The organism is Ralstonia sp. TCR112, assembly GCF_007997035.1.
GTDB classification, from domain to species: Bacteria; Pseudomonadota; Gammaproteobacteria; order Burkholderiales; family Burkholderiaceae; genus Ralstonia; species Ralstonia edaphi.
Map to the genome: position 1 here is coordinate 34,263 of NZ_VOSS01000028.1, position 26,299 is coordinate 60,561.

Sequence of the window (26,299 nt, forward strand, 5' to 3'; positions counted from 1 at the left end):
TCCCTCTAAGAGTTTGTTTTCCATGGACAGGATGCATCTGACACTCGCCTCCGCTGACGCGATCGCTGCGCTGGAGGCGCGTAGACCGCAGTTGTGGACGAACCCGAATCGTTCCCATGACGGGATGCCCGTATGCTCATGGGGAGAGCGAATGATCGGCATGGCCGATGTCACTGAAGCCGCAAACCGCTTTGCAAATTTCAGGCACGTGCTGCTTCAGTTGTTTCCCGAACTGGAGGCCACCGGTGGAGTCATCGAATCACCATTGATTCGAGCCAGCTTTCTGCAAGAGGCACTCGGCTTGCCGCCTTTTGCAGGTCATGTATTTGTGAAGGCAGATCATGGGTTACCTGTTGCCGGATCGATCAAGGCGCGAGGCGGCATCCACGAAGTCCTGGAGTTAGCAGAGCATCTCGCTGTCGCTCATGGTTTTGCTTCCGAAGGTGACCTTGCCGGCCTCCTGGATCCCGAAGCGCGAGCATTCCTTGGCCAATATCAGGTGTCGGTTGGTTCGACCGGCAATCTGGGATTGAGCATCGGTGTGATTGCGTCCGCGCTGGGGTTCAAGGCAACGGTGCACATGTCTGCTGACGCCAAACAATGGAAAAAGGACCGATTGCGCAAGCGGAACGTCGCGGTGGTTGAACACGAGGGGGACTATGCGGCTGCGGTGGCAGCGGGCCGACGTCAAGCGGAGTGCGATGCGAAGTCGTACTTTGTTGACGATGAGGATTCCCTGTCGCTGTTCCTGGGTTACAGCGCAGCTGCGTTAGGTCTGAAGAGTCAACTGCATGCCTCAGGGGTTGTCGTCGATGAACGGCATCCGTTGTTTGTGTATCTGCCTTGCGGCGTTGGTGGCGCACCATCTGGCATCGCGTTTGGCCTTGCTCATGTTTTTGGACCGCATGTGCATTGCTTCTTTGCCGAACCCGTGGCGTCGCCATGCTTTTTTCTTTCGATGCTCGACCCAAGCGGGAGCAATCCCGCGGTGTACGACATCGGTCTGGACAACCAGACCGAGGCGGATGGATTAGCGGTTCCACGTGCGTCCGCGCGCGCAGTCTCTACCATGCGGACTGCGTTGGGGGGCGTTTTCACTGTAGACGATGAGCGGCTCTTCCAGCATGTCCACACCGCGGCAGTGGCAGAGGCTCTTCGGATCGAGCCGTCTGCGGCGGCTGGCTTTGATGGGCCCCGCTGGCTTACGTCACCAGGTGAGGGGGCCGGGTACCTGGAGCGCCACGGTCTCCATCAATACGTAGCGAACTCCACCCACGTCATTTGGACGACGGGGGGCTTATTCGTACCCGATCAGGAATACCAAGCCTTCTTTGAGCGCGGCGCGATCAGCAAACAGCACGTGCCGGCAAGCGCGCAATGACACCAGTAGATTCGGCCTTGGCTTCGTAACGCGAGAGAAAATGGGGTCTTGCGGCCAAAGGTCGTCTAGCACGTTCAAGCCCATCTCGCCACGGAGCCTACGAGGCGAAAAAAATGCCGTGCTAACACGGCATAGAAAGACCCCAGAGGAGACCGATGACCGGGATCTGACGACGTGGTGCTGGCATGTGCCGGAGCGCCAGCAAGATTGGCGGGAACCGCAACAGATCGATGCGCCGCGCTAGCGGCCGCATCTTCTGGTGGGCCTCAAATTCGCTAAGGAACGCGTCCCGTCACCGCGGCCTTTAGATCATCGCTTCGATAAGCCGAGGACCTCGTTGCTGCATTGCTGAGCGATAGAGGTCCGCAAACGCCTCTGCGGTGGTCGCCCGGGACGCCTCCACTCCCATGCCTTGAGCGATCTTGGTCCAGTTCATCTCGGGGTTGTGAAGATCCAGCATCGATAGCGCCTTTTGCCCAGTCTCCTGTACGCCGACGCGCTGCAGTTCGATGTTCAGAATTCCGTAGGAGCGGTTGGCATAAATGACAACGGTGATATCCAGGTTCTCACGAGCCATCGTCCATAGCGCTTGCATGGTGTAGGCGGCGCCGCCATCTCCGTGCGGACAAACCACCTTGCGATCCGGCGCTGCGATCGCTGCGCCAACGGCAACGGGCAGGCCGTCGCCGATGGAGCCGCCAGTCAAGGGAAGATGGGTGTGCGGTCGGCCGGTGGCCATCGTACTCAGCAGGGCAAGGCCGCTCGTCGCTGATTCGTCAGCGAAGATCGCTTGTTCGGGCGTCAGGTTCGCCATGACCTGCGCGATTGCCAAAGGTGTCAGGTTCCCGCTAGGCATATCAGGCAGTTGGAGCGGTACGCGCTTCGCTGCCTGCGGTGGTGCGCCCAATGTGTCGGCCAAAGCTGCGAGGGCGCCCCAAGCATCTTCATGCGGGTGTGCCAGGTAACTCAGGTGGCATCCCTTGGGTGTGCACCAGCTTGATTTTCCCGGGTAGGCGAAGAACGAGACCGGCGGCTTGCTACCGACGAGAATGATCTGTTCCGTCCCTTCGAGGAAGCTGACGATCTGCTCCGCGAAATAGGGAATACGTTCGACTGGTACGCGTCCGGCGCCGAGTTCCGTATGCGGCGCGAAGGTATCGCAGAGAAGGCGTGCGCCGCTGGCCGCCTGGACGCGTCCTGCGGCTTCAAGACCTGCCCCATACAGTGCATTCGCGCGCAAAATGAGTGCCGTCTTCTTGCCATTGCGCAGAAGCGCGGCGGCAGCCTCGACGGCGGCGGCTGATACAGGTTCAGGCCCGCGGTGAGGCAGCGGATCCGCAGGCCGCTCAGCCTCGTCCCACGCGGTATCAGCAGGAAGAATCAGTGTCGAAATGCATCCTGGAGCCGATCGTGCAGCCTGCACGGCGCGGGCGGTATCGGCCGCCACTGTCTTCGCCGATTTCGACTCGTGAATCCAGGAGGACACCGGTCGAGCAAAACCGACGATATCCGACGTCAGCAGCGCATCGTACTGAAGATGGTACGTCGCATGATCGCCGACGATATTGACGATGGGCGTGTTCGCCCGGCGCGCGTTATGCAGATTGGCCAGGCCGTTCGCCAGCCCCGGGCCGAGGTGCAACAAGGTTGCCGCAGGCTTGCCGGCAACACGGCCATAGCCGTCGGCTGCACCGGTGGCCACGCCCTCGAACAAGCAGAGGACGCTTCGCATGGTCGGCGCAGAATCCAACGCGGCCACGAAGTGCATCTCCGACGTACCTGGGTTGCCAAAACACACATCGACATCACAGTTGACGAGCGTCTGAATCAGCGACTGAGCGCCATTGATCTGAATCTTTTGCATTCTGCGGCGCCTCTAGTCCATGAAGCTCGGATCCAGCTTGGTGAGCTTACGCAGCATTCCAGGCCATGGATCCATCGTGCCGTCAGCTTGACCAACACGCATGAGTTCATGGCGGAACTCATCGAGAAGAGACTGCGGAAAGCGGATCAATTCCCCATGTTTCGCACTGTTCGCCAGCAACTGAATGCGGCAAGCCTTGCGGATGTTGTAGTGCCGCATGAAGGCATGTTTTGCTTCGTACCCCAGCGTCAGAAGTCCGTGGTTACGCAGGATCGCAGCGTTATTGTTGGCGCCGAGGGACCGCTGCAAAGAAGGTATGCGTCCTTCGTATGTTTCGACGCCTTCGTAGTCGTGATAGGCCAAGCCGTCTGCAATCGCGAAGGCTGCGGACTGAGAGATCGGCAATAGGCCTTCAGCATTGCAGGCCACCGCAGCAATGATGTCGTCGTGGGAGTGGATCACGAAGTTTGCGTCCGGCCTAGCCTCATGTACGGCCCGCATGGGGTACCACGCGTTTTGAACAGGGCCGAATGGGCTTTCCGAGACGACATCGCCTTCCAGATTGATTTTGACGAGACTGGACGCAGTGACTTCTTCGAACAGCAATCCCGATGGGGCGACGAGAAAGTCGTCCCCTACGCGTGCCGAGACCAACTGCATGGAAAGGTCATCCCACCCCATGAAAGGAATGAGGCGGAACAGCGCAGCTGTTTGTACCCGAATGTTCCATTCGTCATCCGAGACCTTGCCCTTCAAGGAGGGGTACGCGGTATCGCCGATTTTTAGCATCGTTCAAATTCTCCAAAAGTCGCACAAGGGCCCGTCGGTCGTCATGACGATGGGTGGGGAGGTGTGCTTAGAGCTCAATGACAGAGGGACCCGTGCCGTCCCATGCTTGGGCTGCCGCTTTCATCTGGGCGAATCCTTCCGTGATCAGGGGGCTCGCCTGGATCAATTCCAAGACTGTGCCGCCAAGCAATGGGGGCTCGAAGAAGACGGTTTCAACGCCAATGGAAGAAAGCGTGCGATGCAGCGGTGAGAACCCTAGATCTGCAAGGGTGGCGGTGTCAGCCGCTATGTCGTTGGACAACAACCCAACGTGCTGTACGCCGGCACCGTACCGATTTTGAAAATCCGCGAAGGTGGAGGGTGCCGCGTTGTGCTGTTGGACCAACTCGATCTGCAGGTCGCCCGAGTACGCAAACGCGGCCGTGATGTCGCATTCGGTGTGCTGGCCTCGATATGTCTGCTCCGCGTACTGAATGTGTCGGGAGACAAAGAATGGCCCGATGCCGAGTTTGTTCCAGAGCGCGATGGCCGCATCAACGTCGTCGACTACATAGGCGACTTGCATGACGGGGCCCAACTTGCCGATCAACATTGCGGACTCCTGTGTGAGGTACTCCAATGTGCTGCACGCCCTCAAAAAGCCGGCGTTAGTCGAGTTATATCAGCACTTCGCACAAGAGGCAACTAGACTCGGGAGGGCTCCGGGATAGCCCCTAGGCGCTGCGTAGTACCGTACAAATATCAGACATGGCGCTTCAGTTAGGTCGCAAGATGCGCAAATTTAACGGTAGGCAACGCTGGCAGAACCGGCGGACGGTGCGTGGACGTGTTGAGGTATCTGTTGCCCAGCTCACTTAAATAATTGACTAAGATCGGATTTATGCGCAAACTCCTGTCAACCGGGGAGGCGCTGTTGCGCGACGTCGCGGGATGCAAAGGGAGGCAACGACTGCCGGTCTGCGGTGGCAGCTTCGATCCATCTCTCGAATACACGAGCCAGTGAGCGGTTTGCAGGAGGATTCGTAGTGGGCCACAAAGACCACATGGACAAGTCTTTCGACATTGTCATCGTCGGCGCCGGATCGGCGGGGTGCGTATTGGCCAACCGGCTGACGGCAGATCCAAATCTGCGTGTATTGCTCTTGGAGGCGGGCGAATGGGATCGCGATCCTATGATCGGATTGCCCGTAGGCATCGTTCACATGACAGCCAACAACCTATATCGGTGGTCGGATGTGTCAGAGCCAGATCCCGGGCTCGGGGGTCGAAGAAACGATATTCCGCACGGCAGGGTGATCGGTGGCGGTTCGTCGATCAACTACATGGCACACACGCGTGGACATCCCGCTACCTATGATGCGTGGGCGGATGAAGGTGCGCCGGGTTGGTGCTACAAGGACGTCCTGCCCTACTTCAAGCAGTGTGAAGCCTGGGACGGCGGCGAGAATGCATGGCGAGGTGGAGCAGGCGAACTCGGGGCGCTGACCCCACCGATCGACGATCCCATCGCACCGGCGTGGTTCGACGCCATTCGCTCACTGGGCTATCCCATCTCGCAAGATCACAACGGCGACCAACCTGAGGGATTCGGGGTTCTGCAATACACCATCAAAGGGGGCCGACGCTCGTCTTCAGCAAAAGCCTTTCTGCATCCGGTTCTGGGGCGCCCCAATCTCACCGTTCTGACCGGAGCGATGGCGACCAAGGTGTTGTTCGGAGGAAGACGCGCCATAGGTGTCGAATATGTGCGGAGCGGCGCGCGAGAGCAGGTCTACTCTCAGCGGACCGTCCTTTGCCTCGGGGCCATCAATACACCGCATTTGCTGATGCTGTCGGGTGTGGGACCAGCGGATCATCTGCAATCGATGGGAATCAGTCCAATCATCGATCTGCCGGTGGGGAAGAACCTGCAGGACCATTTGGCGTTCCCGATGATGTGGAAACGGAAACAGCCCAGTCCATTTCAGAAATCCCTCCGGTTCGACAAGGCCGCGGTGAACATGCTGCGAGCGCTGCTGCTACGTAGCGGGCCGTCGTCGAGGCTTCCGGGCGTCATCATCGGCTTCATCAAATCGCAGCAGAACCTGTCGATGCCAGACCTGCAGCTGTACTTGCAGATGCCGCCGCCCTATGCCGACACATGGTTTCCGGGCATCAAGCGGCGTTACCAGGATTGCCTCGTGACCCGCACGCAGCTGGTGGGCCAACGGAGCAGGGGCGAGATCCTGCTCAAATCTGCGGATCCGGCTGATCGGCCTCGTGTGTTCTACAACTCCTTGTCGGCTCCTCAAGACATCCAGGCCCTGCGGGAAGGTTTCAAGCAAACCTGGGCAATCGTCAACGCACCGGAGTTGGACGCGTTTCGCGGCGAGCCGGTCATGCCGGTTGGCGCGCTCAGTACTGACGCTGAAATTGACGCATTCATCCGCGCCAATGCGAGCCAACAGTTTCACCCTGCCAGCACTTGCCCAATGGGAAGCGACGACGATGCAGTGGTCGATCCAGATTTGAACGTACGCGGGCTAGAAGGGCTGAGTGTTGTGGATGCGTCTGTCATGCCGACTCTCGTTCCGGCTAACCCTAATGTGCCGATCATGATGATGGCCGCGAAGGCAGCTGCGATGTGGCAAGGCGTCGAGACAGCGGCTGGTTTGTCGGCAGCTGCGGAAACGATCGCCGAAGCGCGTGTCCCCGCCTAGGCGAGCGGGCCGGCCGTACTTGGGATGCCCCCGGCAGTGAAGTGCAGCTGCCTCGGCGCATAGCCACAGCGGAAAACGGGCTGTCCAGACGTCGAGCCCGTGGTCGACGATAAAAAGTCTGGCCAACTAGGCGCCATGCGGTTGGCCAGATTTTGTGTCTCTTGCTTGTCTGTCGACGAGTCTGCTTGGTACAGACTTTTCTTTTCGCCAAGGTGGAAGCAGGCCAGCAGAATCAATGCCTTACACGCGATTTTGGTACAGCCTTTTTTGTCTGCCGTTAACCGGTGAGCGGAGACAAAAAGTCCGTACCCAGACGGCCTTCAACGCGCGATTGGTCAAGCAGCGACGTACTCGCCCTGGCGTACCCTGCAGTGCCACGCAACCGTTCGATAGGCCGCGCGGCTCTGATCCCTAGGTGACCGCGACGGGTTCCGAAGGCGTCGATGCGGCGGCTATGTCGTGGAAGGAGACGGTCTTGTTTCGCCCAGTCGCCTTGGCGTAATACAACGCTTCGTCCGCCTCCTTGATGATGGCTTCCGTGTCTCCCGCTTTGTCTGGTGTCCAGGAAGCCAGGCCGATGCTGACGGTGACGTGTCCGAGTTCGCTGCCGACGTGTTCGATCAACAGCCGGATGATTGCGGTTCGAATTTTCTCGGCGATCTGGCGCGCGCCTGCTTCCGGGGTATCGGGAAGCAACACAATGAACTCCTCGCCACCATAACGGGCTGCCGTATCGCCGGGGCGGCGGACGTTGTCGGCAATGCAACGCGCGACTGCGGCGAGTGCGTCATCTCCGGCTTGGTGTCCGTAGGTGTCGTTGTAGGACTTGAACCGGTCGATATCGATGAAGAGCAGAGACAGTGAGGACCGGGCACGGCGCGCGCGTCGCCACTCGCTCTCCAGCAGCTCAGCGAATCGACGGCGATTGCTCAGGCCCGTGAGCCCGTCGGTGCGGGCCAGCAACTCGAGCTCGTACTCAGCGCGGATTCTGCGGCGCAGCTGCGCAGCGAGCATCAGCGTCAGCACGATGAACGCGATGCCGAACGCGAATACAAGGCCGCCGATGATCAAGGCGCGGTCTCGCCACGCCGCATAAATCTCGTCCTCGGCTTCGGCCACCATGATGATGAGGGGCAGCTTGGTGAAGTGCTTGAAGTAGTAAATCCGTCGCACCCCGTCGATGGATGCCGTCTCTGAAAACGTCCCTTCCCGCGCTGTTTGGAACCTCTGGAATGTGGCGGCCTTGCTGATGTTGCGCCCGATAATCTTCGGGTCGTACGGCTGGCGCATGACCATCACGCCATTGGAACCGATGAGCGAAATGGCGCCACGCTGGCCAAGATCGATGCCGCCGAACAGCTTGTGAAAATAGTCGAGATTCAGCGCAACGACGGCAATCCCGCCAAACGATCCGTCCGGCTTGGAAATGCGTCGCGACAGGGCAATGCTCAGCGCGCCGCCTCGCAAGCGAGACACATAAGGATCACTGATGTACAGGCCGACGTTCGGGTTTTCCCTGTGGATCGTGAAGTACCGCCGGTCTGCGAAATTGCCCTTCCGGGACACGTCGTTCGACGAATCTAGAACGATGTTGCCGTGCTCGTCGAAGATCAGCATCGCGCCCAGATAATCCGCTGTCATGGCATGGTCGAACAGAATCGCTCGCCGTACGGCGGGCGGGGCTGACATGACGTTCGGCAGCTGCAGGTTGTGGATCGCTGCCTGGAGGGACAGGTCGTATAACTCGATGTTGCGTTCGATGTCGCGCTCTGCCAGCAAACCAACGTTGCGTGAGGTTTCGCGGGCACGGTCCAGCGCGTCGGCACGGCTCTGGATAAGCTGCAACACGCAAACGCCCATCAATGCACAGGCGACGACAATACCGATACCGATGATGGAATATGGAATGCGTTTGCGGTGGGGCATGGGTCTGCTGGGGGAAAATGCAATCTGTCCCCTGGGGCGCGAAGGACCGTTCTTATACTATCGGATATGTAACAAGTTGTTGTCTTACATCAGGCGCCGCCTGCTTCTAAGCCTTTCAACTGTTGCGGTTTAATCTCCAACTCCACGGTAGGGGATCGTTGTCGAGTGGCGAGTGCCTTCTTGCACACTTCGATTCGGCGCCGAGCGCGCTCGGGAGCTGGCAACGACGTGCTGACGGCCCTTCAAGATTGAGCGGCAAGAAGAACGTAAGCGCTTGGGGTACTTGTGTGGAGTGCTCAGGGGCCAGCCGCCGAAACTCGGCCTCAATCAAATCCGAAATCTGCACCGCCGCGCGCCCAAAATCAGTTGGCGCGCGCTCGTGGCGATGGCTGTCGGGGTAGGGCGATGAGCGCGCCGGTGTAGCGGTCTGCCTCATAGCGGCGCGCAAGCGTGCGCGCTGGATGCAGCTGGTGGTTGTGTTCAGCCGTCACCGGCAGGGGACAACTTGATGGACAGCGAGCGTCCAAGTTGGGTCGGTTTGGGACCTTCAGAACGGAAGCCTGGATTGCCGACAAATCGAGGCGGCCCGCGTGAATGGCGTCGCGTTCGCGCTGATTGTGGAGTGTGATTCAGGTGGCCCGGGCTTCGCGAAGCGCGTCCTGCATTACCGTGCCAGCAGATTCGATATGCGCCTTCGTCAGCCGCTTGGCAGCGCGCCGGTCGCGCGCAACCACTGCATCCAGTATTTCGCGATGCTGTGCGGACGAAATGTCCTGGTAGCGTTCCAGTTGCCAGACGAGCCGTAGATAGCGATCGGTCTTGCGCCAGATCGTTTCTAACGTTTCCATCAGATGGCTCTTGCCGCTTGCCTGGTAGATCACCCGGTGAAACGCCCAGTTATCCACGGACCAGTGCTCGATCTCCCTGGCCTTCTCGTCGCGCTGAAGTATCGCGCGTGCCGCGGCCTCATCGTTCGGGCCAAAAAAATCAATTGCCGAGTTGAGCGCGAGCAGTTCGAGCGCAACCCGCATTTCCGTGAGTTCTGCGGCCTCGGCCGTCGTCATCGCCGAAACGAATGCGCCGCGATTCGGCACGATCGTCACGAAGCCGCTCGCCTGCAATTGCACAAACGCTTCCCGGACGGGGATATGGCTCGTCCCAAACTCCTTGGCGATCAGTTCCTGGCGTAGTTGCGTCCCCGGCGCCCATGTTCCGTCCGCAATGCGTTCGCGCAGGCGATCGGCCAGCGAAGTCGAGGAGAGCTTGCAGTCTGCCGTCTTTTTCAATTTAATATATTAAAACAATGTCGGAGGTTGATATGACGGTGTCGCGGTTGAGAAAAATACCCGGGATCGGCGTGGACCGTGTGGGCGACGCAGCGGACGCCTTGTGCGACCCAGACATTCTAAGACTCGAAAATCTGGACACCGACCTCCGACCGCCAGCGGCGGCGCTCGCCCGTACGCACGAGGCGATCGACGACGATGCGGCAAACAGCTATCTGCCGTTTACCGGCCTGCGATCGCTGCGCGAAGCGGCAGCCGCCCGCATCGGACATTCCGCAGGCGTCGAATATGACGCTGCGAGCGAATGCATCGTGTCAGCGGGTGGCCTCGCCGGAATTCTCAACGTTCTGCTAGCCATCGTCGAACCTGGCGATGAGGTCGTGCTTACGGATCCCACATACGCTGGCCTGATCAACCGCGTACATCTGGCCGGTGGCGTCCCGAAGTTTGCCCGGCTGCGTCCAGGACCGGACGGCTGGCGCCTTGACCTCGACAGCCTGACGGCCGCGATCGGCCCTCGAACCAAGGCCCTATTGGTCATGTCGCCCTCGATGCCGAGCGGTTACGTCCCGTCCCCGGACGAGTGGCAGGCAATCGCAAGACATTGCGAGGACCGAGGCTTATGGCTTGTCTATGACGCCGCAATGGAACGCATCCTGTTTGACGGCCGGAGCGTTGTTCACCCAGCCAGTTTCCCGGGTATGCGAGATCGGACCATCACGGTCGGTGCGGTTTCAAAGGAATATCGAATGATCGGATGGCGGGTCGGATGGATCGTCGGTCCGCAATCGATCATGGACGATGTTCGCCTTGTCAGCCTTTCCAACGTGGTCTGCCAAGTGGGCATCGCAATGGCCGGGGCCACCGCCGCACTGACCGCAACCGATGACGGCGTGGCTGCGGCCGTCGCGGAGTGGGAAAGTCGCCGCAACTTTCTGATGGATGCGCTTTCCGACTTGCCGGTCATCCGTCCTCATGGCGGCTGGTCAATGCTGATCGACACGCGAAGCCTAGGAATTGAGCCGCCGGAAGCTTCCAGGCTCCTGCTGGATCACGGCAAAATCGCGGCTACTCCGATGGGGGGATGGGGCCCCGGGGCAGAGCGTTACCTGCGCTTCGTCTTCGCGAATGAACCTGTTTCGCGCTTGCAGGACATTCGCGAGCGCATACGCTGTGCGTGGCGGACGTGAAGCAGGAATTGCTGTTCCACCCTCGGCGTCAATGGCCCTTCGGTGAATGGCACAGCACAGCCTCCGTGTGTGCGTTCACGAGGACCGCGGGTGCGGTCCTTCATGACTCGCGTGGCCGCTTAATGCGGCATCGACGCGCCGAGTCCGCCTGCCTAACCCAGGGAGGCGAACCATTGCGGGATGTTCTGGGCGCCGTCGAGGGTGGAGGGACCTCCGTAAAGGCCAGCGAGAAAGGTGCCGCGATGGCTGCCACCCGGGACGGCAACTCCGCCGGCAAGAGCTCCGCCTGCGGAGAGGGCGCGCCCGACCATCGCCGGATGGATCGCTTCGTCGGCCAGCCCGTAGTGAAAGCGGATCGGTGCATCGTAGTGCCAGTAGGAGGCTCTATTCGCCGCGAGGTGCCGCAGGAAGGCGCTGTTGCGCTCGTCGGTAGCGCGATCGAAGAAGCCCGGCACCAGCAGCTGGGCGCCCGTCGGGATTCCCTGTGCGGCGGCGGTGTCCAGCTTGTAGTCCTGCCAGTATTGCTTTGCCATGTCGCGGTATTGCGGCTGCACCGCGGCGTGCAGCAGCCCGCTAAGGCCGTACTGAAGTTCGTAGCTGCCCAGGGCAACGATCATGCACAGCGATATCCAGCCTGGCAGGGCCGGATATGAGGCGACGCCCGCGGGTAGCGGAAACGTCTGGGCGCCTGCCCAGAAGCTCCACGCTTCGTTGAGGTCATTGAACGGGCTGGCAACCGCTGTGCCCGTGACCGGTAACGATTGCGAGCGCAGCGCCTGATGGAGCCATTGCGTATTGAGTGCGCCTTGCGACCAGCCATGCAGGAAGCGTTTCGAGGGTCGCAGACCGAGCGTGCGCATCGCTTGCTGGCCAGCCGCAAGGATGTCAAGGCAGGTCCGAGTGCTCACGCCTTTGACTGCGTAACCCTCCCCGCGGCCATCGCGGAAGGGGCCCTTGCCGACATAGTCGGCTGCCACCACGGCATAACCCCGGGCGGCAAAGCGATGCACGTTGAAGAGCGTCTCCAGCGAGTCCGCTGCATCTGTGAGTTCGTAAGCCGGGTCGGCCAGCAACGTCAAATTCGACGGTACCTGATCGAATGACAGGATCGTTCCATGCTGCCACGACACCAGGGGCAGCTCGCCCTTGACGCCCACCGGCACCGCCAGCAGGCCACTCACGCGCAGTCGTTCGCCGGTTTCCGGCACCACGGTGTGCGTAACGATCCGATGCAGGTCCACGTCGAAGCGGGCACCGTCCCGGCTCGCATCGAACGTAGGGAGAATGACCGGCTTGTTGAACAGCGGATACGCCTTTGCGACGAGGTCGTCGAGCCGCTGACCGCTGACGCGACAGGAGCGGTCGATGACGCTGCGCGCGATGCGTGCGGCGCTGCGCGTGCCCACTGCGCCCGCAGACGTTCCCCACAGGGCGGCCGAGAGCAATCCGGCCTGCACGATGAACGACCGCCGTGGCTGGTCGATTCTCCCGCCCGCCTTATCTGACGTCGTCGGCGGGGACAACACAATTGCTTCATCGGCATCGCGTGACATATCGGTACCCTCCTTTTCGTTTTAAACCACGCCGCAAAGCTCGGCCACGCCTGCCTCGTATGGCCTGATCGCCTACTGCCTGAATTGAAGCTCACCGCGCTCCCGGCTGTCGGTGGACAGTGTCCAACAAGGAACCCCGTGACAGCTTGATCCGAACCAGACTGCACGCAGATTTTTGACGGTTAACGGTGGCGCGGGCGACCGGCCCCGCGACCTTCCGCCTGTTCAGACGGCAGATGTTCCAACGTAGTCACAGAAAAGCCATGCTGGCGGGTAATGACTTCTCGCGTAATCGGCAATATGAGATCGCGGTGTGACGTTGTAACAATCGCAAGGCGAAGTGGTCGTCACCAGTGCGCTGAAAGCGTGGACGTCGGCGACATGCCTGCGTTGTGCTCCGCACGCTGCGGCCTGAGACCGCAAAACGGGAAGCGGTGATGACTGAAAGGCGAGGCCGGGTGCGAAGTCACCAAGGCCGTTGCACACAGCAGCATCGTTGCGTTCGAGCGTGAGGAGTTTGCGGCAAATGAAGTCAGCATTTTTGGGCATCGAGGACTACCGCCGTGCCGCGCAGCGGTATCTGCCCCGCATGGTTTTCGATTACATCGAAGGCGGTGCGGACGATGAATCGGGGCTTAAACACAACCGTGCCGCGTTCGAAAGCCTGCGGTTTTCGCCGTCTCGGCTGACCGATGTCCGTACTCGGGATCTTTCGACCACGCTGGCGGGGCAGCGCATGGAGCTTCCGCTGATCGTTGCGCCGATGGGGCTGACAGGTGCGTGCCGGCCGGATGGCGACATCATGCTGGCGCGAGCCGCTGCACGAGCGGGGATCCCGTTCGTGTTGTCGACTGCCTCCAATGTTTCGCTGGAAGACTTGGCACGCCAGGCTTCCGGAAGACGATGGTTCCAGCTGTACGTCGTTCACCCCGAGCATGCACGGGCGCTCACTGCGCGGGCATTGGCGGCTGATTACGAAGCGCTGGTCCTGACGACCGATGTGACCGTCAACGGCAACCGGATACGCGATCTGCGCAATGGCTTTTCTGTGCCGATGCGCCTAAACCCCCGAATGGCACTGGATGTATTGACTCACCCGGCCTGGTTGACCAGGCAGGTCTTCGGTGGATTCCCAACGCTGCCGAATGTACAGACGGAGGGCTCGGCCAACTTGGAGGTTCAGGCTGCACTTTTGCAGCGGCGCATGGATGCGGGTTTCTCTTGGGACGATCTGGCCGCGCTGCGCGAGAGCTGGCCGCGCAAACTGTTTGTAAAGGGCATCTTGAGCGCCAGCGATGCAGCGCGCTGCCGTGCGCTCGGCATTGACGGGGTCATCGTGTCGAACCACGGTGGCCGGCAACTGGCGGATTTTCCGGCGCCTATCGAGGTGCTGCCCAGCATTGCCAAGGAAGTGGGAAGCACCACGGCCATCATCGTCGACAGTGGCTTCCGCAATGGCCGAGATGTGGTGAAGGCGCTTGCATCCGGCGCCAATGCAGTGATGCTTGGCCGCGCGCTGCTATACGGTCTGGCTGCTCGTGGCGAGGCCGGTGTCGCTGAAGTGCTCGCGATGTTCCGGGCCGATATGGAGCGCACCTTGGCGCTGATCGGGTGCGCACGCGCCGCTGCATTGGACCGAACGCATCTCGCTCAGCGCTGACACGCTCCGTCGTGTTCGCCGGTCTTACCCAGCAAAGACACGACGTGCCTCAATTGCTTCTGTCCGTATTGCTGCCAGCACAGCGCAAGCGATGCGCTATTCGTCCTTAAAGCCCCGTCGCACGGTTCAGATGTGCGGTAGCGCCAAAGGCGGCAGAAGCTAAGGTTTGATCGGCGTGCTGGGCGGGATGGGCGCCACCCGCGTGGCTTTCGTGCCGCGTCTGCTCAGCCGGGGGATGTGCTCGCGCATGGCCAGAAGCGCGCCAAGCACCACCAACATCGCAATCCCGAGCATGGTCAGATAGGCGGCTGCGCCGCCGGCCGTGATGACGATGGCGCCGGCAAACGCGCTGAGGATCGCGCCCAGACGTCCGAACGCGAGACCCAACGCCGTACCCGTGGCGCGCACTGCGGTGGGATAGACATAGGCGCACAGCGCATACATCGTCGATTGCACGGCATTGACGAAGAGCCCGTGCAGCCCAAGGCCGAGGATTAGCAGGTTCGTGTTGAGCTTGGCATCGATACCCTGCAGCGCAAAGGCGCTCGCAGCCGCGCCCGCGCAACACAGCGCCATCGGCCAACGCGAGCCCCATCGCGCAATCGTCACCGCGCAGACCAGCGCACCGATCACGCCGCCCAGGTTGTACGCCGTCAGCCCCGAGCCCGCCACGCTCACGCTCAAGCCTTCTGAAGTCAGCATCGTCGGCAGCCAGCTGAACGCTGCGTACACGGCCAGCAGGCACATGAAGAACGCTGCCCAGAGCGCCATCGTGTCGCGTGCCTGCCCAGGTGCGAAGAGCGAGCGGAAACTCGCGTGTTGAATCGCCTTCTGGCCAGCCACATCGGCAAACACGGCATTGCCGGGCACATCGCGCTCCATCTTCAACAGCAGCTGTGCCAGTTGCGGCCAGCGCGATTGGCGGCGCGCCAGGAAGCGCGGCGATTCGGGCAGCGCCGCCACGAGCACGAAGCCGAGCACCAGCGGCAGCGCGCCGCCGATCCAGAACAGCCCGCGCCAGCCGTAGAGCGGCAGCACGTGGCCCGCAAACAGGCCCGCCAGCATCCCGCCCAGCGGCACGCAGACGATGGTGGCCGTCACGGCCAGCGTGCGACGACGCGCAGGCGTGAACTCCGCCGTCATCGTGGTGGAGCTGGGCAGCGCGCCACCAATGCCCAGGCCGGCGATAAACCGCAGCGCGGCAATCGTCGCCACGTTAGGCGCAAAACCGATCGAGCACGTCGCCACGCCAAACAGGAACACGCTGCCAATGAGCGCCCAGCGTCGCCCGAAGCGATCGGCAAACAGGCCCGCCAGCGCGCTGCCCAGCCCCATGCCGATCAGGCCCGCGGCTACCGCCGGCGCAAAGGCGTTGCGCGTGATGCCCCACTCCTTGATGAGTACGGGGATGGCGAAGCCGATCAACTGGCCGTCAAAGCCGTCCATGACGATGGCGAAGGCGGCCAGCAGGACTGCCATCTTCTGCGCGAGAGAAAACGGCCCGTCATCGAGGACGGTGCCGATATCGACCGTGGTGGGGTACTGGCTCATGCCGGCCTCCGCTGGGACGCCGAACATGCGAAAGCGCAACGCAATACCAGCGTCGCGCTTACCAATCGGGAACTGCTCATCATGGTTTGTCTCCGTTGAGGTGGCGTCTGCGCGCCATCGAATGAAAGCTTGGGTCGCTCGGCCCGCTAATGCTCCTGCTGGTGTGCGGCCTGCGCCTGCACCTGCACCAACCGCACAAGCTGCATCAACGTCTCTGTGTGCGGCACAGGCACGCCATGCCGGCGGGCTGTCGCCACCACGGCGCCGTTGATGGATTCGATCTCGGTCGGCCGCCCGGCCAGCACGTCCTGCAGCATCGACGGCTTATGCCCGCGATGCGCAACGATGGCGTGCCGCACGTTGTCGTTCACCTTGGCGGCGTCAACCGTAACGCCGCTGGCGCGCGCCACGGCCAGCACTTCGCCCACGATGGTCAACGCCAGCGCCGGGCCGTCTTCCACCGCGCCCAGCGCGTCGACGGGCCGATTCAGCACGGTGCACAGCGGATTCAGCGCGGCGTTGAAGGCGACTTTCTCCCACACCGCGCCCCACACATTGGCATCGGCCTGGCAGTTCAGACCGGCGGCGCAGAGCGTATCGACCACGCGTGCCAACATCGGACGCGGCGCGCCGTCTGCGGTCATCAACCGGATCGCGCCCGCGCCGTGGGAGCGCACGTGGCCCGGCCCGGCAAGGTCAGCCGGCCACGTCGTCACGCCAACGAAGATCCGCTCCCCCGGCACGACCGACGCCAGCGCCTCTACATTGCCGAGCCCGTTCTGCAGCGTCAGGACATGCGTCGACGCGCCGATGAGATGACGCACGCTCGCCAATGCGGCCCGTGTGTGCATCGCCTTGGTGAAGACGATCAGCAAATCCGGCACGTCTGTCGCATCGCCTGGACGCAGCGCCTGCAGGTTGCGCACGTGGCGATCGCCGCGATCGGTTTCCAAGCGCAAACCGTGCGCAGCGATGGCCTGCAAATGCGCGTCGTTGATGTCGAGCAGCGTGACGTGCTGGCCGGCTTCGGCCAACAACCCGCCAAACAGCGAACCCATGGCGCCCGCACCGAGGATTGCGATCTTCATCGGCATCGCGGCTCAGAACGGGTAATGGCGCGGCGTGGTTTGCACCGTCATCCAGCGCAGCTCCGTGAATTCCGCCACGCCAGCGCGGCCGCCGAAACGCCCAAAGCCGCTCGCCTTGACACCGCCGAACGGCATCTGCGCTTCGTCATGCACGGTCGGCCCGTTGATGTGGCAGATGCCCGATTCGATGCGGCGCGCGACGTTCATGGCGCGCGCTACATCGCGGCTGAACACGGCGGACGACAAGCCGTACGCGTTGTCATTCGCGCAGACGACGGCGGCATCGTCGCCGCTCACGCGCACGATGCCCTTGACGGGGCCGAACGATTCTTCCGCGTAGATCAGCATGTCGGGCGTGACGTGGTCGAGCAGTGTGGCGGGCATCAGCGTGCTGGTGGCCTTGCCGCCGCACAGCAGCTTCGCGCCCTTGGCGAGTGCGTCGTCGATGAGGTGATTGCAGCGTTCGACCGTGCTCATGTCGACCACCGAACCGAGCACCGCCGGCCCCTTGCGCGGATCGCCCAACGGCAGCGCTGCGCCTTGGCAGCCAGCTTGGCGACGAATGCATCGGCGATCGATTCGTCGACGATGATGCGCTCGGTGGACATGCAGATCTGGCCGGAATTGGCGAACGCGCCGAAGGCCGCGCCATCGACAGCAGCGTCGATATCCGCATCCGCCAGCACGAGCAGCGGCGCCTTGCCGCCAAGCTCCAGCACTGCGGGCTTCAGATACGTCGCGCACGTCTGCGCGATGATGCGGCCCACGCGCGTGGAGCCCGTGAAGTTGACGCGCCGCACGGCCGGGTGGGCGATCATCGCCTCCACGACCGCGCCCGCGTCGGCCGGGGCATTCGTCACGAAATTGACCACGCCGTTTGGCAAGCCCGCCTCTTGCAAGGCTTCAATGATGAGCCCATGCGTGGCCGGGGAAACTTCCGAGCCCTTGAGCACGACGGTGTTACCGCACGCCAGCGGCAACGCAATCGCACGCACGGCGAGGATGACCGGCGCATTCCACGGCGCGATGCCCAGCACCACGCCGGCCGGCTGGCGCACGCCCATGGCGAGGCTGCCGGGCACGTCGGACGGAATGATCTCGCCTGCAATCTGCGTGACCATGGCGGCGGCTTCCTGCAAGCCGCTTGCGGCCAGATGCACGTTGAAGCCGGCCCACAGTGAGGAGGCGCCTGTTTCGGCCGCCATCGCTGCGGCAAATGCCTCGCCCTTGGCTTCAAGTGCTTGTGCGGCGCGCATCAGCAGCGCGCGGCGCTCCGTCGGTCCCATTGCGGCCCAGGCGGGGAAGGCTGCAGCTGCGGCGTCGACGGCGCGACGGGCATCGTCCACAGTCGCGGCCGGCGCGCGCGTGGCGACGGTACCGTCAAGCGGATTGCGACGTTCGAACACCGCACCATTAGCCGCTTGCACGCGCTCGCCGTTGATCAGCATCGAGATGTTCTGCGCCGCGTCCAGCGGGGCAATGTTCGTATTCGTCATCAGGCAATCTCCACTTCAATCACGGTTGGTCCTGCGGATTGCAATGCGGTGCGCAGCACGGCCTCCAGCGCATGCGGGTCGCTCACGCGCTCGCCAGTGCAGCCCATGGCGCGCGCCAGGCCGACGAAGTCGATACCGTTCAAGTCGGTCCCCTGCACCACATCGGTGGCGGCAAAGCCGAACACCGGCGCAAATTCCTGCAGCGCCGCGTAGCGGCGGTTGTTGAGAATGACGAACGTCATGGGAAGTTCAAGCAGCGACGCACTCCGCAGCGCCTGGATCGAATACATGCTCGACCCATCGCCAATCAAGCCGATCACGCGCGTGCCAGGCGTCGCCAAGGCAACACCGACTGCAGCGGGCATGCCGTAGCCCAAGCCGCCGCTATCCATCGTGTAGAACCCGCCGGAGCGCCGCATTGGCAGATAGGCCTGCATGACGGGCCGCGCGCTCGGCGCTTCTTCGACGATGATGTCCGTTGGGCCGCGTACGGCGTCGAGCGTTTGCAACACGAAGGCCGCCGACATGGGCGACCCCGGCTCTGCGCGCGGCGCTTTGGCGCGTAGCGGGGGCAGCGGTCGCGCTGGCGGTGCGGGGCGGTCGAGCAAATCGAGCACGCCCAGGCGGATGTTGCCAACGGCGGAAATGCCCTGGGGCGTCCACGCAGCCGTCGCCGGGTCATCGATCAACTGCACGAGCTTCGCGCCAACCGGGGCGTGCGGCCCGTGCCCTTCCACGTGATACGTAAACGCCGGTGCGCCGAGTGCAAACACCACGTCGTGCCCCTGCAGCAGGCTGACGATCTTCTCGCGCATTGCAGGCAGGAAACCGGCGAACAGGCGGTGGTCTTCGGGAAACGCGCCGCGCCCGGCCATCGGTGCGGTGAACACGCGCGCGTTGTGGGTCTCGGCCAATTGCACGACGGCATCCCACGCGCCAGCGCGATCCACCGCCGCCCCCACCACGAACGCAGGCCGCCGCGCCGCATCGAGCACGTCGCCGATGCGCGCCAGCGTGACCGGATCGGGCCGCACTTCGCACGCCACTTCATGCACGGCGACGGGCTCCGTCGGCTGATCCCAGTCATCCACGGGAATCGACACGAGCACCGGGCCGCGCGGCTCCTGCATCGCGACGTGATACGCGCGGGCCAGCGCCAGCGGCACGTCTTGGGCACGCGCCGGCTCGATGCTCCATTTGACGTACGGCTTGGGCAGCTCCGTCGCCTGATTGGAGGCGAGGAACGGATCGAACGGCAGGATGGACCGTGCCTGCTGCCCTGCCGTAATCACCAGCGGCGTGCGGTTCTTGAAGGCCGTAAAGATGTTGCCCATGGCGTTGCCGACGCCCGCCGCCGAGTGCAGGTTCACCAGCGCCGCGTTGCCGGTTGCCTGCGCAAAGCCGTCTGCCATGCCCACCACCACGGCCTCCTGCAAGCCCAGGATGTAGCGGAAATCCTCCGGGAAATCGCGAAACATCGGCAGCTCGGTCGAGCCGGGGTTGCCGAATACGTGGGTCATGCCGAGCCGGCGCAGCAGCTCGATGGTGGCGTCGCGCACGGTGGTCAGCGCGAGCGAGGTGCGGGTCATACGGGCCATCTCCTTGGAACAGGCTGCCAGTATGGAATCCGTAGTTCTTAACGCGATATTGAATTATTTCGTCAAAGTCATTACCTTTTTGCATGGCCTTCGATCTGCGCCAACTGCGCGCCTTCACCACCATCGTTTCCGCCGGCAGCCTCGGGCGTGCGGCGGACGTCCTGCACGTCACCCAGCCTGCGCTGAGTCGCATCATCAAGCGGCTGGAAGACGAAGTCGGTGCGCCGCTGTTCGAGCGGCACTCCAAGGGCATGCAGCTGACAGCCATTGGGCAGGCGCTGCTGCCGCATGCCTCATTGCTGCAGCGCGAGGCGGACTACGCACGCGAAGAGATCGACGCCATGCGCGGACTTGCCAAGGGGACCATTCGCGTCGGCGCAGTCGGCAGCATCGCAAGCTACGTCCTGCCGCTGGCCGTGGGCAACGTGGTGGCGCGCTGGCCGAATCTGCGCGTGGAGATACTGGAGGGCGTGTGGGACCGGCTGGCCGAGGGACTCGTCAAGCACGAGATTGACCTCGCGCTGTCCATGGCGATGCCGGATACCGAGGACATCATCGCCATCGCGGATTGCCGGTGGGAGGACGCAAGTTTCGTCGTGGCATCGCCTGAGCATCCGCTGCGCAGGTCCGCTGCGCTGACGTTGGCCGATACGCTAAATGCACCGTGGGCGGTTCCACCGCGCGGCACCGGCCCGTACGAGCATATGCGCCAGGTATTCGAAGCCGCCGGCCTGGGCCTGCCGAACATCGTGGTGGAAACGCGCTCGGTGACGGCGCTCAAGAGCCTGGTGGCGCGCTCCGGTTTCCTGAGCTGGATGGCCGAACCGATGATCGACGCCGAACGCCGCGCCGGCGTGATCGAACCTCTACCGATTCCCGGCCTGGCAGCGCGCCGCACGCTCACTGCGTTCCGGCGCCGCCACGGCATCCTGCCTGGCCCCGCCGTCAAATTGCTTGAAGCGCTGCGCCAACTTACCGCCTAGGACTTGTCAGCCGGTTAAGCCGCCGCGGTACGTCGCGGTACATCGCGTTACGTCGCTGATCGCGATGGCCGGTCATCTTCGACCGGCGCTTTTTTTGGGGCCCTGCTACGGCGTTACCAACGGATTTTGCCGGGTGCCCGTCAGCATTGCAGGCTTCGTTTTGGGCGTCGCATCTTCGGCTGGTGTACGCCAGTCGCCCCTTCGGGCAAGCAGACTTGAACGCGTTCCCAACCTGGTTCAATGCGCCCTGCTGATCCATGCCGCTCAAACTGCCCTGCATCTCGTCCAGTGCGCCTGCCACCCATCCCTCGTCGTCCCAAGCGACAGGTGGCGACACGAGTACGCCATCCAACCCTGCCAGACAGGCGTCTCGCCAGCGCGGGCAACTTGAGGGATTGAAGAAGGCGCCCCCTGCGCCGCCTCCGCTGCCGGGCGCACCGCAGGCCAACGTCGGCGTGGCGAAGCGGATAGGCAAGGCATTGCGTGCGCAAGTCAAAAGCACATTCCGTGGCGTGACGAAGGACGGCGCGAGCCGGCTCGACTGGAACACGCCGTTCAGCGCCCACTCGCGGGCCGGCAGGCCCACCACGTTGCGTGATTTCGCGCACGTCAAGCAATCTGTGGAGCGCATTGCCGCTGCGCGCAGCGACGCGCCGCAGCCCGGCAGCCCTACAGGTTCGGCACGTAGAACGGAGCAGGCGCTCAATCACGCGATGTCGGGCCTGCGCACCCAGATTTCGGCGATCACCAATGCCAGCGCCAGTCTCCACGGTGGCCAGACGCAAGGGGCGCAGGCGCTGCAACACGTTGACGATGTCATTGCCTACTGGGAGACGGCGCACGGGCAAGTGCTGGCGGCGAAGGTCAGCAGCGAACCCGAGGCCTTCGTGGCGGGCGTCCGGGAGATGGCTGCCGCGCATTCGCCCGCCGTGGCCATGGCGGTATCGCTGGCGCTCGTGTCCGCCAAGGAGCGTTTCGACCCGGACAACGCCACAACGCTCAATGGCGACATCTTTTCTTATCTCAAGCATGCGGACCTGGGCGCCGAAATCGGTAGCGCGAAAACGCATTCCGAGACTTCGCGCGACACCCATATCCTCGCCCTGCGCGGCGCGCTGGAGCAGACGCGCGACGCCTTGATGGCACACCGCTGCACCGCAGGCGCCGGTTCGGGCGGGGAGGCGTCGTCGGCACCGTCACACACGATCGACGTCAAGGCGCTGCAGGCCTTCATTCAGACGGTGCGCGATTTCCCGATCGCCATGCGTGGCGCGGCACGACATGCGCCCCAGGCCCTCGCGCAATGGCCGGGTGTGCGGGAGAGCTTCGGGCAGTTCGATGCGCGCAACGCCGAGGCCGCTGCAGCCTGCCTGGCCACGCTCGAAGCGGTGGCTGACGAAATCGGCTCCCAATCGCCGGCGCACGAGCACAACGGTGCCGTCGTGGTTTCTGCGCAGACCGCCGAGAACATCCGCCATGCGCAGGAGGCGATGATTGCGACGGTCTCGACGCCCACCCACCTGCACACACACGACCAGCAACTCAAGCACGCCGAAGCGGGGCGGGCCGTTGCGTGGGGCGCTTTGCAGCACGCTGCGACGACCGGCAATTTCGAGGCAATGCTTGCCGCCACGGGCAATCGCAATCTTTCCGCCACCGATCAGGGCAACCTGCGCGTCCATCTGCAGGCCGGCGCCGCCATTGCGACGGCGCTGAAGGCCAAGCCGACGCCGGATGCGCTGATTGCCGCGCGGCTTGCTCCGCACGAGGCCGTGTCGAGCGCGACGAACTTCGCCCAGCGCGTCTCCGACGCAAGCGCCAAGCTTATCCACGGTGTAGGACCGTCGGCACTGAGCGCCGCCGAGAAGAGTGATCTGGTCGCATGGCGCAACGGCTTCACCGACGACGCGCCGGGTTCAGACCTGAGCCAGTTCAAGGCGCGTATGTTCAAGTCGCTGGCCTGGGTCGACCGGATGGACGACGACCGGCGCGCCGCATTGCCGAGCCACCACAAATCGCCGCTCTCCGCCGCGCGCATCGGTATGGCGCAGGGCGATCGCGCCGTCCTGGCGAACGAGCAGAAAGCGTTGATGGCCGAGCTGGCCAAACCGGCGGTCAACGAGGTGGTGCAGGCGGTCGCTGTCGAGATGGAACGCCTTTGCGGCAGTACCCCGCCCGCTGAGGCTGCTCCGGAGAAGGCGCGCCCGTTCGTCCGGAAACGTTGAGCGATACCCATTGCCAGTGGATCGCGCTGCGGGTCGCGCTTGAAGACTGGATGCCCGAGCACCAGGCCGCACGGCAGGGGCATCAGCTCGTGCTGGGCCGCGAATTGTCGCCCGCAGCGTTGCCGGAAACGGTCGAGCAACGTATTCGCAAGTTCACGGAAGATGCTGCTCACAAGGTGACATCGGGCTCGCCCGAGGCCGTGGAACAAGCGATTGCAAACGTCCGGCAGCATCTTGGCAGTGTGCGCCTTGGCTTTGAAGATGTGCATGCGCTCGCAAATTTCCTGAATGTCGAGCAGCCCGAGCCCTTCCAAAAGGCAATGGAGGCGGCCCGCAAAATTGCCACGACGCCACCGCTGGCGCCCGCAGACAGATCGCAGCACAGCGTGCGCGCCATGCTGGTGGATTACCTGAAGACGATTCCGGGCGGCAACACGGTGCGGTTCAGCCGCGGCACCACCGGCGGGTTCAGTACCAAGGGCATCACCAAGGCGCTCGTCAACGCCAAGAAGCGGCTGCTTGGCGTGCCGGTGGCCGGCAATGCCCGTGTCGATCTGCGTTATGAGAAGGGGCGTGAGGCGGCCGTGTCCATGTCGTACCCCGTCCACGCCGCCGAGCTGTTCATCGGCACGGAAAAGCGCCACCGTGGGCGCATCGGCGCGGGCTGCTTCTTTGGCGCCAAGCTGTTCAAATGCTGCCGCACGGGCGCCAACGTCGACGTGAACCCTTACGAGCACGAGCGCACGGATGCCACCGGCATCATGGTCCGCATTCCGCGCCGGACGGCGGCAAAAGATGCCGAGGTCCGCGCGCTGTTCTCGCGCGTTACCGACTTCATGTTCGCGGCCGCGGATGCCCGGCGTCGCTCGCCCGAAGGCATGCCCGACGCCGATGCGCTGTTTCATGCTTTCGCGAGCGAGTTTTATGCCGAGCACGATCTCTCGCTCAGCTGGATCAACCAGAAGACGCGGGCGCATCGCAGCGAGATGTCGGTGGGGATCGGTGCGTCCGTCACCAAGCTGCTCAACCCCAGCCAGCACCGCAAAAGCCAGCAAGAGACCGGCGCTCTTGGCGCGAGCCTGGGCTACTCGTTCGAGAAGCAATGGCTGTCGACGTTCAAGCAGCTCGACGCTACCGGCACCTACCGGATTGCCAACCTGCGCGAGCAGAAACTGAGCCGGCACAAGGTCAACCTCGGGCTCACGACATCTGCAGTGACGGGCACGACCGGCAATACGTCGGCCGATCTGTTCGGCGCAGGCGCGGTGGTCAAGGAGCGCGGCACGAACGTGAAGCTGCGCCTGGCGATCGATCGGGACAACGTGCTGCCGACAAAGTCGGTGGCGGATTTCGAATTCGACAGCTTCCACGACTACGCCCGGTATGTCGAAGCGACCAAGCAGGAGTGGGTGAAATTCTTCGCCTATCCACACCGGAACGATCCAGACGGCGGCCAGGCAAAGGGGCTGAAGGCAGTCAATGACAATCTCGACACGGCGCGCCTGCTGGACAGCCCATACAACGCCTTCTTTGTCCGGCGCGCCCTCACCACGGAGGCCGCGAAAACGCTCAACGAGCTGCAGCAGCTTTCACTGGTGACGCCGCCAAGCGAGACCAAGCTGCACGAGCAGCTCGCCGCCTCATACACCAAGACCATCAACGCCCCCAACTCCTGGATGCCGATCGGCCTGCGTGCTTATGAAAAATACAGCGAGGCCGACGGCTTCAACGTCAACGCGGGTTTGCGGCTGACGCAGAGTACCGGGCTGAAAGTCGAGCGGCAGATCGTGTTCGATACGATCGACGCCAAGCTGCTGAAAGAATACGAAGCGCAGTTGAAGGAAGAGCGGGCCGCGCCGCCCGCCTCTGTGCCACCTCAGGATGGGCCTCGCGTGCCACCATCGGATCGCCCGATGCAGCGCCAGGGTTCATCGGGCACGCCTCTGTATCAGAGCGTGCAAGGCGCGCGATCCGAAATCGAAGCTGCAGACGACGAGGTCGACCACGAATCGGTTTCTGTCCCGCCGCGCGGGCAGCGATCTTCATCACTTGCCGACATGTTGGCCATGTCGCCGCCGCGTGCGCGCCCCGATGACACCCGCGCGCATCTTGAGCGCTTGAAACAGCAAATGGATGCGAAGGCCGGCATTGCGCCAGCACCGAAGAAGTCCGGCACGCTGTCGAGCAAGCTGTTTGGCCAGCACCGAGCCAAGCCGCGATCCGCAGCGGCGCGCGTGCAGGAACAGCCAGCCAGCGCGGGCGCGGGTTCTGCCGCGCGTCATCGGCAGACGGTGGTGCTTCCCGAGGCGACCGCGGCAACGACTGCAACCGCCAAGCCACGGCCCTCCGAGACATCATCCACGTGACCAGCAGGGGCGCTGACCGGGCTTTCGCCACATCGATGGGGATTCATTCCAATGAGCGCGCTACATACAATTATCTGCAGTCATTCTGTCGGCGATTAAATATCGGGATCGCTTATTAAAGCGCTGATCGCATTGAATGATGACGCGTTCATGACAGCGATGCGGGCATTGCTCAATTAATCTCATCAGCGTTAATTTGCGGGCGACGATCCGATAAAATCGCTCGCAGCCGCGCTTCACGCGCCTCCGTGAAGCGCGGTCAAGAAGCCCCGGGCGGTTACAAGCCGCCTGGGGCTTTCTTTCTTCTGATAGGCCCTCGCTCCTGCAGCGCCACATCGATCCGGCGAAGATGTTCGGCTGCTTCCTGAATGTTGCCGCTGCAACTTCTGGGCATCGAGTTCTTTGAAAAAAATACCAATCAATATTCGCGTGTCGATTTGGTTCCTTCAAACGAACTTCAAATAACCTCACTGTTCATTTCTGCTCGCCGGGCGCGATGGTAGTCTCGCCATGGTGGATGGCATATTCCATGAGCGTCTTTATCGAGCGGATTGCGCGTGTTTCAATGCGTTGTAGTGCGATCTGTTCGCATATTTTCTGATGCTTTGAAACATGGATGTATGCGCCGCTGCGTTCAATATTAA

General features: G+C 62.8%; 16 protein-coding genes and 1 pseudogene. 7 read left to right on the top strand and 10 right to left on the bottom strand.

Translation table 11 applies throughout. From position 1 onward, the window contains the following. Nucleotides 1–31: 31 nt before the first annotated feature. Complete coding sequence (locus FUT88_RS09760) at nt 32–1,381, top strand: D-serine ammonia-lyase (protein ID WP_325205666.1); 1,350 nt, start codon at nt 32–34, stop codon at nt 1,379–1,381. Nucleotides 1,382–1,685: 304 nt separating this feature from the next. On the opposite strand, the gene FUT88_RS09765 is transcribed toward FUT88_RS09760, so the two are convergent. From FUT88_RS09765 to FUT88_RS09775, 3 genes are all read right to left on the bottom strand, one after another. Next, nucleotides 1,686–3,230, bottom strand: a complete 1,545-nt coding sequence (locus FUT88_RS09765) for an acetolactate synthase large subunit (protein WP_147214861.1) — start codon at nt 3,228–3,230, stop codon at nt 1,686–1,688. A 27-nt stretch (nt 3,231–3,257) separates the two neighbouring features. After that, the gene (locus FUT88_RS09770) at nt 3,258–4,034 is read right to left on the bottom strand and encodes a class II aldolase/adducin family protein (RefSeq protein ID WP_147214800.1); all 777 of its coding nucleotides are present in this window, start codon (nt 4,032–4,034) and stop codon (nt 3,258–3,260) included. Nucleotides 4,035–4,101: 67 nt separating this feature from the next. Beyond that, nucleotides 4,102–4,626, bottom strand: coding sequence for a VOC family protein (locus FUT88_RS09775; protein ID WP_147214801.1), 525 nt, complete (start codon nt 4,624–4,626; stop codon nt 4,102–4,104). 433 nt (nt 4,627–5,059) lie between these two features. Between FUT88_RS09775 and FUT88_RS09780 the strand changes: the two genes are divergently transcribed. After that, a complete protein-coding gene (locus FUT88_RS09780; RefSeq protein WP_147214802.1) occupies nt 5,060–6,733 on the top strand; it encodes a GMC family oxidoreductase in 1,674 nt (557 codons plus the stop codon). 411 nt (nt 6,734–7,144) lie between these two features. On the opposite strand, the gene FUT88_RS09785 is transcribed toward FUT88_RS09780, so the two are convergent. Continuing rightward, a complete protein-coding gene (locus FUT88_RS09785) occupies nt 7,145–8,659 on the bottom strand; it encodes a sensor domain-containing diguanylate cyclase (protein WP_147214803.1) in 1,515 nt (504 codons plus the stop codon). 629 nt (nt 8,660–9,288) lie between these two features. Further along, complete coding sequence (locus FUT88_RS09790; protein ID WP_147214804.1) at nt 9,289–9,945, bottom strand: GntR family transcriptional regulator; 657 nt, start codon at nt 9,943–9,945, stop codon at nt 9,289–9,291. 32 nt (nt 9,946–9,977) lie between these two features. On the opposite strand from FUT88_RS09790, the gene FUT88_RS09795 reads away from it, so the two are divergent. Continuing rightward, complete coding sequence (locus FUT88_RS09795) at nt 9,978–11,135, top strand: pyridoxal phosphate-dependent aminotransferase (RefSeq protein WP_147214805.1); 1,158 nt, start codon at nt 9,978–9,980, stop codon at nt 11,133–11,135. A 152-nt stretch (nt 11,136–11,287) separates the two neighbouring features. Here the strand turns inward: FUT88_RS09795 and FUT88_RS09800 are convergent, their stop codons facing one another. After that, nucleotides 11,288–12,688, bottom strand: a complete 1,401-nt coding sequence (locus FUT88_RS09800; RefSeq protein ID WP_147214806.1) for a lipase family protein — start codon at nt 12,686–12,688, stop codon at nt 11,288–11,290. 526 nt (nt 12,689–13,214) lie between these two features. On the opposite strand from FUT88_RS09800, the gene FUT88_RS09805 reads away from it, so the two are divergent. Next, nucleotides 13,215–14,348: an alpha-hydroxy-acid oxidizing protein gene (locus FUT88_RS09805; RefSeq protein ID WP_147214807.1), complete on the top strand. Its 1,134-nt coding sequence runs from the start codon at nt 13,215–13,217 to the stop codon at nt 14,346–14,348. 159 nt (nt 14,349–14,507) lie between these two features. On the opposite strand, the gene FUT88_RS09810 is transcribed toward FUT88_RS09805, so the two are convergent. The 4 genes and pseudogenes from FUT88_RS09810 to mdlC all read right to left on the bottom strand — a co-directional run bounded on the left by FUT88_RS09810 (nt 14,508) and on the right by mdlC (nt 20,072). Continuing rightward, on the bottom strand, nt 14,508–15,899 hold the full coding sequence (locus tag FUT88_RS09810; RefSeq protein WP_261797088.1) for an MFS transporter: 1,392 nt from the start codon (nt 15,897–15,899) through the stop codon (nt 14,508–14,510). Between the two features lie 146 nt (nt 15,900–16,045). Next, complete coding sequence (locus FUT88_RS09815; RefSeq protein ID WP_186829276.1) at nt 16,046–16,987, bottom strand: ketopantoate reductase family protein; 942 nt, start codon at nt 16,985–16,987, stop codon at nt 16,046–16,048. 12 nt (nt 16,988–16,999) lie between these two features. Next, a pseudogene (locus FUT88_RS09820) lies at nt 17,000–18,483 on the bottom strand (aldehyde dehydrogenase). Continuing rightward, nucleotides 18,483–20,072, bottom strand: a complete 1,590-nt coding sequence (gene mdlC, locus FUT88_RS09825; RefSeq protein ID WP_147214810.1) for a benzoylformate decarboxylase — start codon at nt 20,070–20,072, stop codon at nt 18,483–18,485. Before mdlC ends, FUT88_RS09820 begins: the two are co-directional and overlap by 1 nt. Nucleotides 20,073–20,164: 92 nt before the next feature. Between mdlC and FUT88_RS09830 the strand changes: the two genes are divergently transcribed. The 3 genes from FUT88_RS09830 to FUT88_RS09840 all read left to right on the top strand — a co-directional run bounded on the left by FUT88_RS09830 (nt 20,165) and on the right by FUT88_RS09840 (nt 25,655). Then, the gene (locus FUT88_RS09830; RefSeq protein WP_147214811.1) at nt 20,165–21,064 is read left to right on the top strand and encodes a LysR family transcriptional regulator; all 900 of its coding nucleotides are present in this window, start codon (nt 20,165–20,167) and stop codon (nt 21,062–21,064) included. Nucleotides 21,065–21,321: 257 nt separating this feature from the next. Then, nucleotides 21,322–23,289 carry a hypothetical protein gene (locus FUT88_RS09835; RefSeq protein WP_186829271.1) on the top strand — a complete coding sequence of 656 codons (1,968 nt, stop codon included), beginning with the start codon at nt 21,322–21,324 and terminating at the stop codon, nt 23,287–23,289. Beyond that, nucleotides 23,286–25,655: a hypothetical protein gene (locus FUT88_RS09840; protein WP_147214813.1), complete on the top strand. Its 2,370-nt coding sequence runs from the start codon at nt 23,286–23,288 to the stop codon at nt 25,653–25,655. The genes FUT88_RS09835 and FUT88_RS09840 overlap by 4 nt, the downstream gene beginning before the upstream one ends. Nucleotides 25,656–26,299: the final 644 nt, after the last annotated feature.